Annotated in this window: 22 protein-coding genes; 12 read left to right on the top strand and 10 right to left on the bottom strand. The window is 42.7% G+C overall.

Annotation, left to right across the window (positions count from 1 at the left end; all coding sequences use genetic code 11):
- The first annotated feature begins 90 nt into the window (after positions 1–90).
- The 3 genes from lgt to KVY11_RS09015 all read left to right on the top strand — a co-directional run bounded on the left by lgt (position 91) and on the right by KVY11_RS09015 (position 1,759).
- Positions 91–903: a prolipoprotein diacylglyceryl transferase gene (gene lgt, locus KVY11_RS09005; RefSeq protein ID WP_004979021.1), complete on the top strand. Its 813-nt coding sequence runs from the start codon at positions 91–93 to the stop codon at positions 901–903.
- Positions 904–1,003: 100 nt separating this feature from the next.
- Positions 1,004–1,387 (top strand): AzlD domain-containing protein, encoded by a 384-nt coding sequence (locus KVY11_RS09010; RefSeq protein ID WP_125280825.1) that lies wholly within the window; start codon positions 1,004–1,006, stop codon positions 1,385–1,387.
- Between the two features lie 3 nt (positions 1,388–1,390).
- Entirely contained in the window at positions 1,391–1,759 is a 369-nt protein-coding gene (locus KVY11_RS09015) for a hypothetical protein (protein ID WP_148826756.1), read from the top strand.
- A 39-nt stretch (positions 1,760–1,798) separates the two neighbouring features.
- On the opposite strand, the gene KVY11_RS09020 is transcribed toward KVY11_RS09015, so the two are convergent.
- On the bottom strand, positions 1,799–2,308 hold the full coding sequence (locus KVY11_RS09020; RefSeq protein WP_010325875.1) for a hypothetical protein: 510 nt from the start codon (positions 2,306–2,308) through the stop codon (positions 1,799–1,801).
- Between the two features lie 526 nt (positions 2,309–2,834).
- Here KVY11_RS09020 and thyA point away from each other — a divergent pair.
- From thyA to msrA, 5 genes are all read left to right on the top strand, one after another.
- Positions 2,835–3,677 carry a thymidylate synthase gene (gene thyA / locus KVY11_RS09025; protein WP_005400836.1) on the top strand — a complete coding sequence of 281 codons (843 nt, stop codon included), beginning with the start codon at positions 2,835–2,837 and terminating at the stop codon, positions 3,675–3,677.
- A 116-nt stretch (positions 3,678–3,793) separates the two neighbouring features.
- Complete coding sequence (locus KVY11_RS09030) at positions 3,794–4,306, top strand: dihydrofolate reductase (RefSeq protein WP_218288721.1); 513 nt, start codon at positions 3,794–3,796, stop codon at positions 4,304–4,306.
- A gap of 26 nt (positions 4,307–4,332) precedes the next feature.
- The gene (locus KVY11_RS09035; RefSeq protein WP_218288722.1) at positions 4,333–5,385 is read left to right on the top strand and encodes a DUF4105 domain-containing protein; all 1,053 of its coding nucleotides are present in this window, start codon (positions 4,333–4,335) and stop codon (positions 5,383–5,385) included.
- A 95-nt stretch (positions 5,386–5,480) separates the two neighbouring features.
- Complete coding sequence (locus KVY11_RS09040) at positions 5,481–5,939, top strand: META domain-containing protein (protein WP_114836428.1); 459 nt, start codon at positions 5,481–5,483, stop codon at positions 5,937–5,939.
- Positions 5,940–6,053: 114 nt separating this feature from the next.
- Positions 6,054–6,581 carry a peptide-methionine (S)-S-oxide reductase MsrA gene (gene msrA, locus KVY11_RS09045; RefSeq protein ID WP_218288723.1) on the top strand — a complete coding sequence of 176 codons (528 nt, stop codon included), beginning with the start codon at positions 6,054–6,056 and terminating at the stop codon, positions 6,579–6,581.
- Between the two features lie 56 nt (positions 6,582–6,637).
- On the opposite strand, the gene KVY11_RS09050 is transcribed toward msrA, so the two are convergent.
- From KVY11_RS09050 to KVY11_RS09070, 5 genes are all read right to left on the bottom strand, one after another.
- Positions 6,638–7,042, bottom strand: coding sequence for a biopolymer transporter ExbD (locus tag KVY11_RS09050; RefSeq protein WP_058868889.1), 405 nt, complete (start codon positions 7,040–7,042; stop codon positions 6,638–6,640).
- Complete coding sequence (locus KVY11_RS09055; protein ID WP_218288724.1) at positions 7,042–7,665, bottom strand: MotA/TolQ/ExbB proton channel family protein; 624 nt, start codon at positions 7,663–7,665, stop codon at positions 7,042–7,044. Before KVY11_RS09055 ends, KVY11_RS09050 begins: the two co-directional genes overlap by 1 nt.
- A gap of 19 nt (positions 7,666–7,684) precedes the next feature.
- Positions 7,685–8,452: an energy transducer TonB gene (locus KVY11_RS09060; protein ID WP_004692476.1), complete on the bottom strand. Its 768-nt coding sequence runs from the start codon at positions 8,450–8,452 to the stop codon at positions 7,685–7,687.
- Between the two features lie 215 nt (positions 8,453–8,667).
- A complete protein-coding gene (gene purU, locus KVY11_RS09065; protein ID WP_004692478.1) occupies positions 8,668–9,534 on the bottom strand; it encodes a formyltetrahydrofolate deformylase in 867 nt (288 codons plus the stop codon).
- A gap of 83 nt (positions 9,535–9,617) precedes the next feature.
- Positions 9,618–10,310 (bottom strand): TetR/AcrR family transcriptional regulator, encoded by a 693-nt coding sequence (locus KVY11_RS09070; protein ID WP_087527660.1) that lies wholly within the window; start codon positions 10,308–10,310, stop codon positions 9,618–9,620.
- A gap of 116 nt (positions 10,311–10,426) precedes the next feature.
- Here KVY11_RS09070 and KVY11_RS09075 point away from each other — a divergent pair, with 116 nt between their 5' ends.
- The 4 genes from KVY11_RS09075 (at position 10,427) to KVY11_RS09090 (ending at position 14,299) form a co-directional block, all read left to right on the top strand.
- Complete coding sequence (locus tag KVY11_RS09075; protein ID WP_168157995.1) at positions 10,427–11,875, top strand: coniferyl aldehyde dehydrogenase; 1,449 nt, start codon at positions 10,427–10,429, stop codon at positions 11,873–11,875.
- 159 nt (positions 11,876–12,034) lie between these two features.
- Positions 12,035–12,271 (top strand): 50S ribosomal protein L28, encoded by a 237-nt coding sequence (gene rpmB / locus KVY11_RS09080; protein WP_000048256.1) that lies wholly within the window; start codon positions 12,035–12,037, stop codon positions 12,269–12,271.
- A 12-nt stretch (positions 12,272–12,283) separates the two neighbouring features.
- Entirely contained in the window at positions 12,284–12,439 is a 156-nt protein-coding gene (gene rpmG / locus KVY11_RS09085; protein ID WP_003654787.1) for a 50S ribosomal protein L33, read from the top strand.
- A gap of 144 nt (positions 12,440–12,583) precedes the next feature.
- Positions 12,584–14,299: a cation:proton antiporter gene (locus KVY11_RS09090; protein ID WP_218288725.1), complete on the top strand. Its 1,716-nt coding sequence runs from the start codon at positions 12,584–12,586 to the stop codon at positions 14,297–14,299.
- Positions 14,300–14,355: 56 nt separating this feature from the next.
- Here KVY11_RS09090 and KVY11_RS09095 read toward each other — a convergent pair whose 3' ends face one another.
- The 4 genes from KVY11_RS09095 to KVY11_RS09110 all read right to left on the bottom strand — a co-directional run bounded on the left by KVY11_RS09095 (position 14,356) and on the right by KVY11_RS09110 (position 15,982).
- Entirely contained in the window at positions 14,356–14,634 is a 279-nt protein-coding gene (locus tag KVY11_RS09095) for a hypothetical protein (RefSeq protein WP_004692486.1), read from the bottom strand.
- Positions 14,635–14,739: 105 nt separating this feature from the next.
- On the bottom strand, positions 14,740–15,243 hold the full coding sequence (locus tag KVY11_RS09100) for a DUF6586 family protein (protein WP_218288726.1): 504 nt from the start codon (positions 15,241–15,243) through the stop codon (positions 14,740–14,742).
- A 75-nt stretch (positions 15,244–15,318) separates the two neighbouring features.
- Positions 15,319–15,681, bottom strand: coding sequence for an ASCH domain-containing protein (locus tag KVY11_RS09105; protein ID WP_228716697.1), 363 nt, complete (start codon positions 15,679–15,681; stop codon positions 15,319–15,321).
- 40 nt (positions 15,682–15,721) lie between these two features.
- The gene (locus tag KVY11_RS09110; protein WP_004692489.1) at positions 15,722–15,982 is read right to left on the bottom strand and encodes an RNA-binding protein; all 261 of its coding nucleotides are present in this window, start codon (positions 15,980–15,982) and stop codon (positions 15,722–15,724) included.
- Positions 15,983–16,033: the final 51 nt, after the last annotated feature.

Below are 16,033 nucleotides of genomic sequence, written 5' to 3' on the forward strand. Positions count from 1 at the left end.
CGATACTCATCATCTTTACACATTGAATGTACAACATTTTTCATCTCTTTCAGCTAAAATCTGTTCAAAACATAATGACTAGGAATATGCATGCTGACCTATCCAAATATTGACCCCGTTGCAATAGCACTTGGCCCTTTACAAGTCCATTGGTACGGACTGATGTATTTATTGGCCTTTTTGTTTGCTTGGGGACTTGCAAGCTACCGCGCGAAAGAACGTGGTTGGACACCTGATATGGTCTCCGATTTGATCTTTTATGGCGCTCTAGGTGTGGTTATTGGTGGTCGTGTCGGTTACGTCTTCTTTTATGGCTTTGAGCAATTCCTTGCCAACCCAATTTGGCTGTTCCAAGTCTGGACAGGCGGCATGAGTTTCCACGGCGGCTTCTTGGGTGTAATGCTTGCCATGCTGTTCTGGTGCAAGAAATACAAAATGACTTGGTTCCAAACCCTCGACTTTATTGCGCCATGTGTACCTACAGGGCTCATGTTTGGTCGTATTGGTAACTTCATTGGTGGAGAGCTTTATGGTCGCCCTGTTGCAGATCCAAACTTTGCACTGGGTATGATTTTCCCAACTGACCCGCTACAGCTAATTCGCCATCCTTCTCAGCTCTATCAGGCCTTTTTTGAAGGGTTATTGTTATTCATCGTACTGTGGTGGTTCAGTTCAAAGCCACGTCCTCGTATGGCGGTTTCAGCGTTATTCCTGATCGGTTATGGTATGGCCCGCTTCATCGTCGAGTTCTTCCGTGAGCCTGACAACGGACAGCTGTTCATTGCATGGATGAGTAAAGGTCAATTCCTCAGTCTACCAATGATTCTGGTCGGCGCGTGGATGATGTGGTATGCCTATCAAAAGAAAATCTATGATTGGGGCCCACAAAAGAATAATGGCTAATCCGATGAGCGGATAAAATATTGGGGGCATCATTGCCCCCTTTTTTAGGACCAAATTATGCTAAAGTGACATATGTTTGGTTTTTAAATACATCACTCCCATGCTCGAATTTTGGTTTAATCCCTCAATCTCTATTCTTAAAAAATTACTTATTTTTATCGCAATTGCTGTTGTAACAGGTGTGTTGTATTGGATGGAACCCCTGAGCCTCAATGCCATTTTAATGTTCTTGGGTACTGGGATTGTATTTCTAATTTGTCGTTACTGCAAAATTCACTTTGCGGCCAAAAATCCTACAGGTTTTCTGTATCGTCTACTGACTTGGATTCCTATTGCCCTACTCTTGGCGCTGATTTTTATGAATATTAAAGATGGTGAGCTGCTGATTCCAGGCGCGCAAGGGATTGGTTTTATGGCGCTGGGGATTTGCCTATTTTCCCCCCTATCTCTTTTGCATAGCAATACTCAGCCTGAGTCCAAATAAACCATGTTGAACTTTTGGTATTCTGAACGCTGTAGCCGTCAAATTAAACTCATCATTTGTATTGCAACTTGCGTGATGATTTTTATGGCAGCACAAGTTCAACAGCTTGGCGCGATTTTTATTGGTTTGAGTCTAATGATTGGCATTGCAACGCATCTGCTACGCGGTGTGCAATTGAAGATTGCTCAGGACAATCCGTATCGGGAAGGCTTTTCGCGTTTGGTGGTTTTTCTGCCCCTAATTGCTCTGATTTGTTTGCTGGGCTATCTACCCGCTCAAGATAAAATTGCGCTGGCGCTTCAGTGTATCGGCTTTAGTGGAATTGGTTTATTTTTAGCATCGATTCACGCACAGCGTGAAAAAAGAATTTAATCGGGATGCGGAGTTGCTCTACATCCCGTCAACATCTGCTTAATCCATTCGATAATAGCTGTAGTTCACATTTTGGTTACGGTAAACTGCATAACCACTTTGTTTAAAATCAGAAACCCAGCCATTGCCTGAATAAGCGGCAATATGTCCATAACGGTTTTTTGCAGTACGGTCGATAATATAAATATCGCCTTTTTTAGGCTGATCAAAAGATAAGTTGATTTTACGATAACCAATGCTGGTTAAGGTCTTACCCCAATCTGCTGCCGCCACAGGATGACTCTTGAAGCGTGCACCCGCAGACTCTAAGCCAATGCGAATACTTTTAGCACATTTTTGGGTACTGGTTTGACGGGTAATATTTCTTAAAAAGCCTGTAAATTTTTCAATATCCACACGCTGATGGTTACTAATAGCCCTTTCTCGTGCCTGCTTCGAGCTTAAAATATCCGAAGCGGTAACATTTCGCTCTGACTGAGAACGTATTATGATATTGGTTTGCGCAGGCGCATAGACGTCATTCATATTTACGTTTTGATCATAAGGCATACTAAAACCAACTCTCCTCCCAATCATTAGGGGTGTGCAACTTTTCGAGTTCGAAATACTAACCGCTCAGCATTGAACTTTCATGTCGTAAATGTAATATTTTTTTTCAAAATGCAACACAACCTTTCTAAAGTTTTCTTTTCTCTGTACTTTTTGAAACCTAAATTAACTAAAAAATTTACCCCTTACCTAAGTCCTTTTTCGGCTTAAGCTCAAATGTTTCACCATCGGCTAACGAAGTCCTTAAATATGGAATGGATTGCCCATCTAAACGGCTGCTTGTTTAGATCCAATTCAACTCAATTATTTCAGTTTAAATCCTGTACAAAACCACTTTAACCTGGTTCTCTGTAATAGCTTTCACATAACTTTTATATGATTAATCATCTCGCCTGACTTACTAATCTCGGGTGCGCAATAAGGCACAATTCAGTATAATCATCCGCAGATTTTATAATTTAGAGTGGAAAGTACAGGCACCTCTATTAAGAGGTCTGTTCCCCCGAAGTGTTTATTTGAGAGTTTTATGAAAACGTATTTAGACCTGCTACAACACATCCTCGATCACGGCGGTGATAAAGGCGACCGTACTGGTACAGGTACGCGCTCGGTATTTGGTCATCAAATGCGCTTTGATCTTTCTCAAGGCTTCCCTTTATTAACCACTAAAAAAGTACACTTTCGTTCGATCGTGATTGAACTGTTGTGGTTCTTAAAAGGCGATACCAATGTGCAATATTTACAGGACAACAAAGTCAGTATTTGGGATGAATGGTCAACCGCAGAACAAACTGCACGTTTTGGTCGCCCAGAAGGTGAACTGGGGCCTGTGTATGGACATCAATGGCGTAATTTCGGTGCAACCAAAAAAGCCGACGGTTTGTATGAAAAAGATGGTTTTGACCAAATTGCGTGGTTAGTCAATGAAATTAAAACCAATCCAAACTCACGCCGTCTGATTGTATCGGGTTGGAATCCACAAGAAGCGGGGCAGGTTGCTCTTCCTCCGTGCCACACCCTCTTCCAGTTCTTTGTTCATAACGGCAAACTGTCTTGTCAGCTCTATCAGCGCAGTGCCGATGTATTTTTAGGTGTGCCTTTTAATATTGCCAGTTATGCGCTACTCACCCATATGATCGCGCAAGTCTGCGGTTTAGGCGTGGGTGACTTTGTCTGGACGGGTGGTGATACGCATTTATATGCCAACCATTTTGAGCAAGCAAAGCTTCAGTTAAGCCGTGAACCTTTAGGGCTGTGCCAACTGAAACTCAATCCAGCGGTTAAAGATATTTTCGACTTTAAATTTGAAGATATCGAAATCGTGGGTTATGAATCACATCCCGGGATTAAAGCACCTGTTGCTGTTTAAAGTAGATCAAGTCCAATTCAATCTCGCATTGAATCAGCGGGATTAAGGTTTACTAATAGATATTCTTCCTCTCCTTGAGGAAGAGTAAGAAATATGACCCAACATTTGAGCGCGTTATGGCCTTTCAAAACTTAGAAGTTGTACATGTAGTCGCAATGGATCAGCAACGCTGTATAGGTAAAGGCAATGACCTACCTTGGCATATTTCAGCCGATCTAAAACACTTCAAAGCCATCACCCAAGGTGGTGTGGTCATTATGGGCCGTAAAACGCTGGAATCGATGGGCCGTACTTTACCCAAGCGCGTCAATTGGGTCATTACTCGCGACACCTCTTGGACTTTTGAAGGTACAAAAGTGGCTTACAGCATCGAAGAAGCTTTAGCGCAAGCTGTTGCCGATGTTCAAGCTTCAGAAAAACCTGACAGTATTTTTATCATTGGTGGCGGTGAAATTTTTAAACAGACCATCGACATTGCGGACCGTTTAGAACTCACGCATGTTGAACTCGATGTGAAAGGTGATGCGCATTACCCTGCCATTCCAGCAGCATTTAAAAAAGTGGCGTCAGAACAACATATTGATGACAAAACTGGAATTGCTTTTGAGTTCGCAACCTATCAAAAATAAAGCATATTCTTTTTGCTAAAAGCACGATGCACAACATGATCAAAATAGAATTTTGGCGGACACTGGGCTTTGGATTACTCCACACCCTGTTTAGTATTTTTGTCTTGTTCAGTTCAATTTGGCTGTGTTTTGCATTGTGGATTCAAGCGCCTTTGAGCTGGTTGGTCAGCCGTATTTTTATTGGGATCTGGATTGCTTTTGCGCTCAGCATTTTAGGCATCTATATCACGCAAAGCTTTTTTGGTCGTCGCCTCGATATCATCCTTTATCTCCTTGGCTTTTTACTGGCGTTGTCTTGGTATTTTAGTTTAGATGCTCGCCAAGACCGCGACTGGCAACCTGAAGTAGCAAAAATCTTGCATTATGAAAAACAAGGCGACCATGTCACCCTTCATAATGTCCGTAATTTTACATGGTACCCTGACGGCTCCTATACTGAACATTGGGATACCCGCTCTTTCGATCTAAATCAAATCACTGGGGTCAATATCATTACCTCGTACTGGATGGGGCCGCAAATCGCGCATACCTTGGTCAGTTTTGATTTTGCCAATACCGCACCGCTGACCTTTTCCATTGAAATTCGCAAAGAGAAAAATGAAGAATTTTCAGCGATTGGTGGTTTTTTTAGAAAATATGAGCTGAGTTTAGTGGCCTCAGATGAGCATGATATTGTGTATACCCGTAGCAATATTCGTCATGAACAAGTCTATTTCTTTCCTGTTCGCCTCGGACAGGCTGAAAGTAAAGCACTGTTTGTAGAGTATTTACATAAGGCAGACGAGCTCGCCAAGCATCCTAAGTGGTATAATACCCTCACCAGTAATTGCACCACATTGGTATTTGATATGGTTCAAGCCGTTTCACATGACGCTTTACCGACTGACTATCGTATTTTAGCTTCAGGCTATTTGCCGAACTATCTGTATGACTTAGGCGCGATTAGTCCTCAGTGGGATATGAAAACTTGGTATCAAAAAGCCTATATCAACCCACGTGTAAGCAAAGAAACAGCTTTAACCAGTCGTGAGTATTCACAGCTCATTCGTCAGGGTTTACCCGTTGACCAAACTCGCTAAAGTCTGCAACGAAAAGCTGCAAGTTAAAACTGGCAATCAAGGACAAAATTTGCTTTGATAGTTCAGACGATACATCACAATAAGAGTCTGATCCCATGTTAAAAAAACTGATTGCAAGCAGTCTTTTAGCGAGTAGCTTAATCATGACTGGCTGCCAAACGACACCCCCCCCATCCGACACCATTGAAATGGCCAACATTCAACAACTCCAGCAACGGACTTGGATTTTGACGCAAATTGGCAATACCGAAATTAAAACAGCACCCAATGAACGTAATATTCCAAGCCTTCAGTTTTCAGCTGATAACCGCATCAGTGGTGCAGATGGCTGTAACCGCATTATGGGCAGCTATACCGTCGGACGCGATACGCTCACCTTGAGCCAGCTCGCAACCACCCGAATGGCCTGTATCAATAACAGTGCTGTTCCGCAACAGTTCCAAGAAGCGCTGGCAAAAGTGACGCATTACCAAGTGTTTGGTAAAACCCTGAAACTACTCGATCGACACGGTAACTTGCTGCTACAGTTTGGCTCTGCCATTCAACCACGTTAAATTGTTTCTATAAAAAGCCTGTAATCACAGGCTTTTTTAATCTGTAACAGACAACATTGTACTGAACCAATCTGCCCTTATATAAACAGATATAAACACAATTAGGATTTTAAAATGCAACAAGCACTCTTTGGTGGTGGATGTTTTTGGTGTGTAGAAGCGGTTTATTTAGAGCTTCAGGGCATACATAAAGTGACCAGTGGTTATGCAGGTGGAGATACCGACAACCCGACTTATGAAGATATTTGTCGTGGCGATACCAACCACGCCGAAGTTATTTTAATTGATTTTGATGAAACTCAAATCAGCTATGCTCAGCTGCTCGATGTGTTTTTTGCCACTCATGATCCGACAACACTCAACCGTCAAGGCAATGATGTTGGCACCCAGTATCGTTCAGTCATTTATTATTTTAATGATGTGCAGCGTGCTGATGCAGAGCAAGCGATTAGCGACTTAAAGGCAGAAGGTCTCGAGATTGTGACCGAACTCAGTCCTGTACCAACGTTCTATTCGGCTGAAGACTATCACCAGAACTTTTACGCTCGTAACCCGTCTCAAGGCTATTGCAACTTTGCCATTCCACCAAAACTGATGAAGCTGCGCTCTAAGTTTCAGGCTTTATTGAAAGACAGCAAATAACTCAATAATTCACAATAAAAAAAGCGACTTCAAGAGTCGCTTTTTTTTACATCAACTTAGTTATCGCTGACGAAAGCAATATCCGCCAGTCCAGCTTCACTCGCACGAGACATGACTTGTGCCACCATATCGTAACGAGATTCTTTATCTGCACGAAGTTGAACCGTTGGCTTGGTTTCCAACTCACCCGCTTCATTAAAACGCGTTTGTAGTTCTTCCAAACTAATCACTTGATTATCCCAAGCCACTTCGCCATTTGCATTAATGCTCACGGTAATGGCTTTAGGTGGAGGATCTACAATATCAGCTGTCGTTTTTGGTAAAGTTAATGGAATTGATGGGTTGGCAACGGTCGCTGTCACCAAGAAGATGATCATCAAAACCAGCATAATATCGATCAGCGGAATGAGGTTCATCTCATTCATGCCAGCATCGTTATCGTCACCCAATTGAAAAGCCATTAAGCTTGACCTCCAACTAGACCTTGTTGAGTCGCTTTACTTTCTACTGCCGCAGGTGCTGAGTCTTGTTGCAACATGGTATCAATGAGCAAGCCGTGTGCTTGGTCTTGAAGCTCATGTGCCAAAGTACGGTTTACACGCGCACAGATGTTATACGCTAACACCGCAGGAATCGCGACAGCCAAACCTAAACCCGTCATGATCAGTGCTTCACCTACAGGAGTTGCAACTTGCGCTAAGCCCGCTTGACCACTTTTGCCAACAGCAACAAGGGCATGGAAAATCCCCCATACTGTACCGAACAAACCCACGAACGGTGCAAGCGATGCAATCGTACCTAGAACTGAAACACCTTTCTCAGCATTCGCTTTTTCAGCAGAAATTTGACGAAGGAGTGCTTGTTCTGCAACGGCTTTACGTTGTTCAAAGTTCAATATAGCAAACTTTGATTTTAACTTAGCTAAAGCTTGCGAAAGTTGAGCATAAGCTTGTTGTTTCAATTGACGTGTACCCATGATACGTAAAACAAAGATGGTCCACGTTGCAATCGACATTGCCAACAAGATGAAATACAGTGTTTTACTGACTGCATCAGCATGTTGCCAATAAACTGAAAAGTTCATACTCGAACTCCTGATAAAGTTAGCGTTTTGTATTCAATTCTAAATCAAATGGTTGCTCAGCCCGAATTGGATAAGCCACACCATTTTCTTTATAAGGTTTAAATTTAGCGCCTTTGACAGCTCTTAAAATCTTTTCATCTAAAGCAGGCACACCACTTGAGCGCGTAATACGGGCATTCACAATCGACCCTTTTTCATTCGCCTCAATCAGCACCACTACTCGACGGTTTTCACCTTGTAAATCTTGATTACTATAAACTGGTTTTGGAGAGCGGCTCCATTGCACACCTGAACCACCAATCGACACCGACTTCGGTGAAGTATCAGCTGGTGCAGCCTGAGTAACAGGTTTCGCTTGCTCTGGTTGCACGACAGGTTTTTCGACTTTTTTCTCTGTAATCGTCGTGGTGACTGTCGGTTTTACTGGGGTTTCGGTTGGTTTAACAACCGGTTTAACCACTTCTGCTTTTTTAACTTGTTGAACCTTTTCTACCTTTTTCGGTGGGGTCGGTTGTGGTTTTTCCACAATCTTCACTTCCTTCGGCTTAGTCGGTTCCTTTTTCGGTTCTTCCTTCGGCTTAGGCGGTAGCGGTTTTGGTGGTTCTTGAATTTTAACGAAGCGAACCTTCAATGGTTCTTTTTCAATCGGTTTGAGTTCAGGAGCTTTCATGTGGTTCACTGCCCACAATACGCCCATATGGCCCACGACAACCGCGATCAAAGCAGCAAGAACTTTCTTTTTCATCGGGTTGGGAGTCTGCATAGGAGAAATAACTGTTGAACTCATTAAAATCGGTGACCTAATTTAAGCGGAGTGGCCACTAGGTTGGTTTCCACTATAACGCTTATCGGTTAGTACAATAAAGTAGCGCAATGATAAATGAGAAGTGTTTTCATTTGCAACTATTAATTTGTCACTTTTTATGGTTTTTTCTAATCATACCCAAATAAAAAAGGCATACTTAATGTATGCCTTTTTCAATCTTGCTTGCAACCAATTTTTTATTGGAAAACGACTGTTTTGTTACCATCAACAATAATACGGTCTTCTAAGTGCCACTTCACTGCACGTGCCAAGACGTTACGTTCAACATCCTGACCCAATTCACGTAATTGATCAACCGTAAAGTCATGGTTCACACGCTCTACATCCTGCTCAATGATCGGACCTTGATCCAGATCCGCAGTGACATAGTGTGCGGTTGCGCCAATGAGTTTTACACCTTTTTCATGCGCTTGCTTGTATGGGTTTGCGCCAACAAAAGCAGGTAGAAATGAATGGTGAATGTTGATCACTTTCATTTCCCACTTCTCGACAAATGCTTCATCTAGAATTTGCATATAACGTGCAAGTACCAATAAATCATTGCCCTGCATTAATTCATCAATTTCAGCATAAGCTTCGCGTTTGTTGTCCTTCGTTACAGGGACAACTTCAAACGGAATGCCAAAGTTCTCAACCGCTTCACGTAAAGTTTCGTGGTTAGAAATCACTTTGGTAATTTCGCACGGCAAACCACCACGCGCATGACGCCATAACAGCTCAAGTAAGGCATGGTCTACTTTAGACACCAAAATCCCGACTTTTTTCACGTCGCTGACCAGCGCCAAACGCCATTGCATTTCATAACGCTCTGCTACATTTGCAGCAAAAGTTTGAGTGATGCTTTCTTTACGAGACTGTAAATTGTCTAGTTCAAACTCAACACGCATAAAGTAACGTCCGCCCTGAGCTTCAGTCGCGTATTGATCAAGCGCAGTAATATTTGCGCCTTGATGATACAAAAAGCTCGATACAGCTTGCACGATCCCTGGTTTATCTTCACAAGTAATCAGTAAACGTGCTGTGTTAGCAGTTGTCATGTTCATGTTGGTTCTTGTTACACCTAATCAAAATAAGCCGAGTATTCTACCGCGTTTCACGCGCTTTCTAAATAGCTTGTTTTTCGGCTTCAATTATTTTTCATATGTGAAAGACTCGCGAAAAGTTCTGACGGGCCAAAACTTTCCAATAATCGCTCATATGTTTCACGGCTTTCACCGCGCAAATACGCCCCTTCTAAGAACACCATTTGGCGCAACGCTTGCCAAACCCATTTCTCTTCAAGATGATTTGAATCACTGATATGCCCAGACATATACAAAAAGTTAGTCCAGTTGGTGAGGACAATCCACAAGTTAATCACCAAGGCTTCTATTTCAGAAGGTGTCATTTGCATTAAACCAGCATCAACAAAGGCCTGATAAATTTTTTGCCCTTGTTGCATCACCTGTCCAGCAAAACGTGGATACATTTTTCTAAAATCTTCGTTATTTTCAACTAAGTGATAAACATCACGATGTAAAAATCGATAGGCCCACAATTGGTTGCTTAACACTTGGAAATAACTAATTTTATCATTCACATCCAAAACACGATCATCCGGCAGTGCCAGCATGTCCAGCGTTTCTTTCTGATACTGTTCCATGAGCTCTTTGATAATTTCACTTTTATTGCGAAAGTGATAATACAAATTGCCCGGACTCATATTCAATTCAGCGGCAATATGATTGGTCGTAACAGAACGTTCTCCACGCTCGTTAAAAAGCTGCAAACTGAGTTGCAAAATACGTTCTTTGGTTTTCAACGTTTTAGTTTGAGACATCCTAAAATAACCATTCATTCAGTGCATTAGAAGACTAACACATAAAGTAACTTGACTAATTAGAGCAATTACTCTAAAAATTAAACATAAATTGAAATTTGAAATGGTAGTGCGGCATGAACAGTCAAACAAAAACAACTTCATTGACACCACATTCTTATGATATTCAGCACCTACATGATGTGCTTGAACAGCAAAAGCACGCTTATTTACGTTATCCATTGCCAACCGCAAAAGAGCGTATTGACCGTTTGGCACGACTTAAGCGTATCTTAGTTAAGTATCAAGATCAATTTGCAGAGGCAATTAATCAAGACTATGGCAACCGTTCCACCAGTGAAACCAAAATTGGGGAATTACTCACCTGCCTTGAACACATCAAATATTATAGCAAGCATTTAACCACGTGGATGAAACCCTCGAAACGTCACGTTTCCATCATTCACCAGCCGGCTAAAGCATGGGTGCAATATCAACCTTTAGGTGTGATCGGCATTATTACCCCATGGAACTATCCTTTATTACTCTCGATTGGACCCTTAATTTGTGCTTTGGCGGCAGGTAACCATGCCATGATTAAGATTTCTAGTTCATCGAGTAACTTTGGTCGCATTCTTGAAAAAGCGCTCTCTGAAGCCTTTCCTCAAGAATTAGTTTCCGTGACCAATGGCGGTGGCGCGATCTCGGATGCCTTTTGTCGTCTGGCTTTTGACAAACTGATTTTCACAGGTTCAACCAATGTCGGTAAAACCGTCATGTCTGCTGCGGCAGAGAACCTCGTTCCATTGATCCTCGAACTTGGCGGAAAATCACCAGTATTAGTACATCCTTCTATTCATTTACGGGATGTTGCACAGCGGATTGCTGCAGGTAAACTGTGGAATGCAGGTCAAACCTGTGTGGCACCTGACTATATGTTCTTGCCTAAAGGTAAAACTGCCGAGTTCATTGAACACTTCCGCGAGTGTGTGGAAGAGATGTATCCCGACATTCTGCATAATCCAGACTACACCTCAATTATTAATGACCGCCAATACAACCGCTTGCAAGGTTATCTTGAAAATGCACGTGAGCATGGAGCGCAGGTGGTTGAGGTCAACCCAGCCCATGAAACCTTCTCCGACACCCGCAAAGTGCCCCCTACACTATTAACAGGGGTCACGCCTGACATGCGTATTATGCAAGAGGAAATCTTTGGACCACTGCTACCGATCATGGAATATGATCAAATAGACGATGTTATCGAGTTTATTAATAGCCGTCCGCGTCCACTTGCATTATACTACTTCGACTTTGATCAGGCGCGTGCAGATTATGTCGCACAGCGTACTCATTCAGGGCATTTCGGACAAAACACGGTTTTGACCCATGTCGCACAAGACGATTTACCATTTGGTGGCGTTGGTGCATCAGGTATGGGGAAATATCATGGTCCAGAAGGTTTCTTCAGTTTGTCGCATGAACGGTCAGTGATGTCGAATCCCAAGTTATATAGCTTGAAATTCATTCTCCCACCGTTTAACAAACCAATTCACAAGTTGATTTCAAAGACCCTTCTTCGCTAAATGATCAAGGCATGACCTATCGCACGGGTTCATGCCTAGTTTTAATGAAAATCGCTTGTCTTTTAAGCGCATTTTTGGTATAAAACGCCCCTTGAATGATTTCATCCGTTTACTTAATAACTAGCGCACAATCGGTGCTGTCTAGCAATGGAGTTCACCATGTCTAAGGTTTGCCAAGTTACCGGCAAGCGTCCAGTCGTTGGCAACAACGTCTCGCACGCCAATAACAAAACCAAACGCCGGTTCGAGCCGAACCTGCATCACCACCGTTTCTGGTTAGAAAGCGAAAAACGTTTTGTACGTCTTCGTCTAACTACAAAAGGTATGCGTATTATCGACAAATTGGGTATCGAGAAGGTTGTTGCTGACCTACGTGCTCAAGGTCAAAAGATCTAAGGAGTCTGAACCATGCGTGATAAAATTCGCCTAGTTTCTACTGCTGGTACAGGTTATTTCTATACCACAACTAAGAACAAACGTACTATGCCGGAAAAAATGGAAATCAAAAAATTTGATCCAAAAATCCGTCAACACGTAATCTTCAAAGAAGCTAAAATTAAATAATTTTAGTTTTTTGGAAAAAACGACCTGCTTTAGGTCGTTTTTTTTTGCTTTTTTTTCGTTCGACTTGTTAAACTTTTAATCTCTTTTGGCACCTTTTGTGCTTTGCTTCTTTTTCACCCTTAACTTTTGCTTAAGGAGTTTTTAGTGCCTCATGACGTAGATCTCATTATATTACTTGCTGTCGGTTTTGGGCTTGCGCTCATTTTCGGCTATCTTGCCGTACGCTTACGCCTTCCCCCACTCATTGGTTATCTGATTGCGGGTATCATTATTAGTCCCAATACCCCTGGTATTGTCGCGGACATTCATCTGGCGAACCAATTGGCTGAACTTGGGGTCATGTTCCTCATGTTTGGTGTGGGCATGCATTTTTCCCTCAATGACTTATTACAAGTTCGACGTATTGCACTGCCTGGTGCTATTTTACAAATTGCTGTCGCGACTCTACTCGGAATAGGCGTCAGTATGATCTGGGGGTGGAGTTTTGGTTCTGCCTTAGTCTTCGGCTTAAGCCTGTCTTGTGCCAGTACAGTGGTATTACTCAAAGCACTGGGAGACCGTGGTCTACTCAATTCGGTCAACGGTAAAATTGCCGTAGGTTGGCTCTTGGTTGAAGATCTGGTCATGGTCTTGGTACTGGTACTCTTACCCGCAACAGCAGTTCTACTCGGTGGAGAAGCCCTTACAGGCAGTGCTGATGACAACATTTGGCTTACCTTAGGCATTACCTTACTTAAAGTTGTAGGCTTCATCGCTTTTATGCTGATCATCGGGAAACGTCTTGTTCCAATGATCATGCAATTTGTCGCTCGCCTTGGTTCACGTGAACTGTTTACCTTAACCGTGGTGGCTGCTGCGGTCTCAATCGCCTTTGGCGCGTACAAAATTTTCGGTGTTTCCATGGCACTGGGCGCGTTCTTTGCAGGAATGGTCGTTAAAGAGTCTGACTTTAGCCACCGTGCCGAAGAAGAAACTCTTCCTCTACGTGAAATTTTTGCCATTTTGTTCTTTGTTGCAGTGGGTATGTTATTTGACCCGCGCATCTTAGTGGAACAACTGGTGCATGTGCTTGCAGTCGTTGCAATTATTATGGTCGGCAAAACCATTGCCGCTATGGCACTAGTGCTCTTTTTCCGCTATCCCATCAATACAGCCCTCACCGTCGGTGCTTCACTGGCACAGATTGGTGAGTTTTCCTTCATCTTAGCGACACTCGGGGTTTCACTTAAACTCTTGTCCTTAGAAGGGCAAAACCTAATTTTGGCAGGAGCACTCATCTCCATCACCTTAAACAGCTTTGTGTTCTCCGCAATTGAGCCTGTACAACGTTGGATTCGTGAGCGCTCGCATCTAGCACGCTTACTGGAGCGTAGTGGTGACCCACTGGCAATGCTGCCTGATGAAGTCTCACAAGACTATTTACGTGACCAAGTGGTAATTGTTGGGCATGGTGAAGTGGGCCGTCGCATTACCAAACAATTGATGGCCGAAGACATTAAAGTGGTGATTGCGGAAGAAAACCGTGAAATTGTAGAAAACCTACGTGAAAAAGGCATTGCGGCTGTTTCTGGGATGGCGACAGACCCTGGTGTACTGATTCAAGCCCATATTCAACATGCGCGCCTGTTGGTACTTTCCCCGATGGATATTTTAGATATTCATAAAATCGTGGATATTGCCAAAACCCTCAATCCTGAGATTCAGGTCTTAGTATGTGCGGAAAGCAAAGAAGAAGCCGAAGTGATTCGCCGCGATCAAATTGGTGAAGTTTATTTTGCAAAAGAGGAAATGGCGAAAAATATGAGCAATCATATTTTAAATCAAATTCAGATTGCACATCATCAAGCACCCACCCACTAACCAACCAACACTGGATACAAAAAACGCACTGTTCAGTGCGTTTTTTCATATTCGGCTTAGCTGAAGAACTGTGGCTTTTCATCCACCACTTCCGCTTGCCACTCGCCTACTTGTTTTTCAAGTAAGCCGTATAAAGCCGCTTGCACCATCTGCTGAGCAACGACTGTTGTCTGGTCGCCCAATAATGCTTTGAGCTCTTCATTAAACTGGATCGTGACTAAAGGCGCACTCTCCGAACCTGCGTTACGTAGTGCGAGCTCACCACCTTCAAGTTGAACCAATTCTAAAATGGCTTCTTGATTTCCAAATAATTCTTTCAATTGTTCTATAGACATATTTCCTCCATGTTCAACATGGTGGCAAAGGCAGTTGCACTTTGCTTCGCTTAGACTTATTGATATAAGGACAAATTTTCAAACTTCAAGCGTTGGTCATCGCTTTTAGAATTCAACCATCTCATTCCGAAAGCCATCGATCAACGCCGTTAAGTCTCGATGCCACTCGCGTAAAATTTTGGTATCGGGTAACCATGCCTGAGGGGTTTGAGTCACTTTAATGATCAGATTCGATGAAGTTTCTAACTCAGGTTCAGGTGTACTCGGCTCTGGCGCATACTGACACAAGCGATAAGCACGTTTTAACTCGGCAATGAAACCTTCTTTCGATAGTTGTTGCATTACAGTCACTTCAGGCGAGACTTGGCCCTTAGCTGCCATATGCTCCTCTATGGACTTCAAGGTCGGGGTAAAGTCATTTAAGCGGTAGTAACGGACCAACTCTTGTAGAAACGCAAGCACCGCGCCATGCAAGTGAAACACAGCAGCCTCACGGTAAGCCTGAGCTTGTTGCACATGATCAATTTGTTCTGCTTGTTGACATGAAAGTCGAGCAAAGTAGAGTTTTTGGTTAGTGCGATCAGCATGGTAACGGGCAACACGAGTCATGAAGGGTGTTCCTAAGTTTTGGCGTTTATAACAATTCTAAGAGTAATCTTTCTATACAGCAGTGCATAATAAAAATTATGCATGATCTATTTCAATAAAATAAATCTTTCTTTTTGCTATGACAGGCATCGAAATATGGATTGGACGCACATTTGTGAGTACCCAAGCCCAATATCCCTCTTCCCAATATGATGCCATCGCCGAATCAAGCTCATCTTCTCTCCATGAGTGAATCGACTCAACATCAACCATAGCAACAGCATACCCCAACTCTTCATCGTCCTCGTGGGTTAAATAGTGCTTATTTTCCACAATAATCAAATCTTTGAGTGGCCATTGCTCTGGTCGCCAAGAACGGATCTCTAAAGTTTTATTTCCTTGAGAAATTTGTCGTCCCATCGGCGCAACAATCGATAAAGCTGGATAGATTTTTTTCATTTTATCCCATAAAAAAGGAGCATCCATTGCTCCTTTTTACTTATGCTTCTGGCTTCTCAGGTTTATCTTCCGCCTGTTTGACGCGAATACCAGTACCATGCAAACGTAGTGTATTAAGCCCTTTAATAGCTTTAATCGCTTCACGTGCGTGTGGCATTTCAACAAATGCAAAACCTTTCGATTTACCTGTTGCTGCATCAAGGATTAAATTACATGATGCAACTGTGCCATATTGCTTAAATAATTCAAGCAGTTCAGCTTCAGCCACTGTACGCTCTAAATTACGAACTAAAATTTTCATCTTACAACCTTCAAAAATAGGCAAAATCATCAAAAAGCAATCGCCTACGCT

The organism is Acinetobacter sp. CWB-G5 (assembly GCF_019209785.1).
In the GTDB taxonomy this organism is placed as follows: Bacteria; Pseudomonadota; Gammaproteobacteria; order Pseudomonadales; family Moraxellaceae; genus Acinetobacter; species Acinetobacter johnsonii.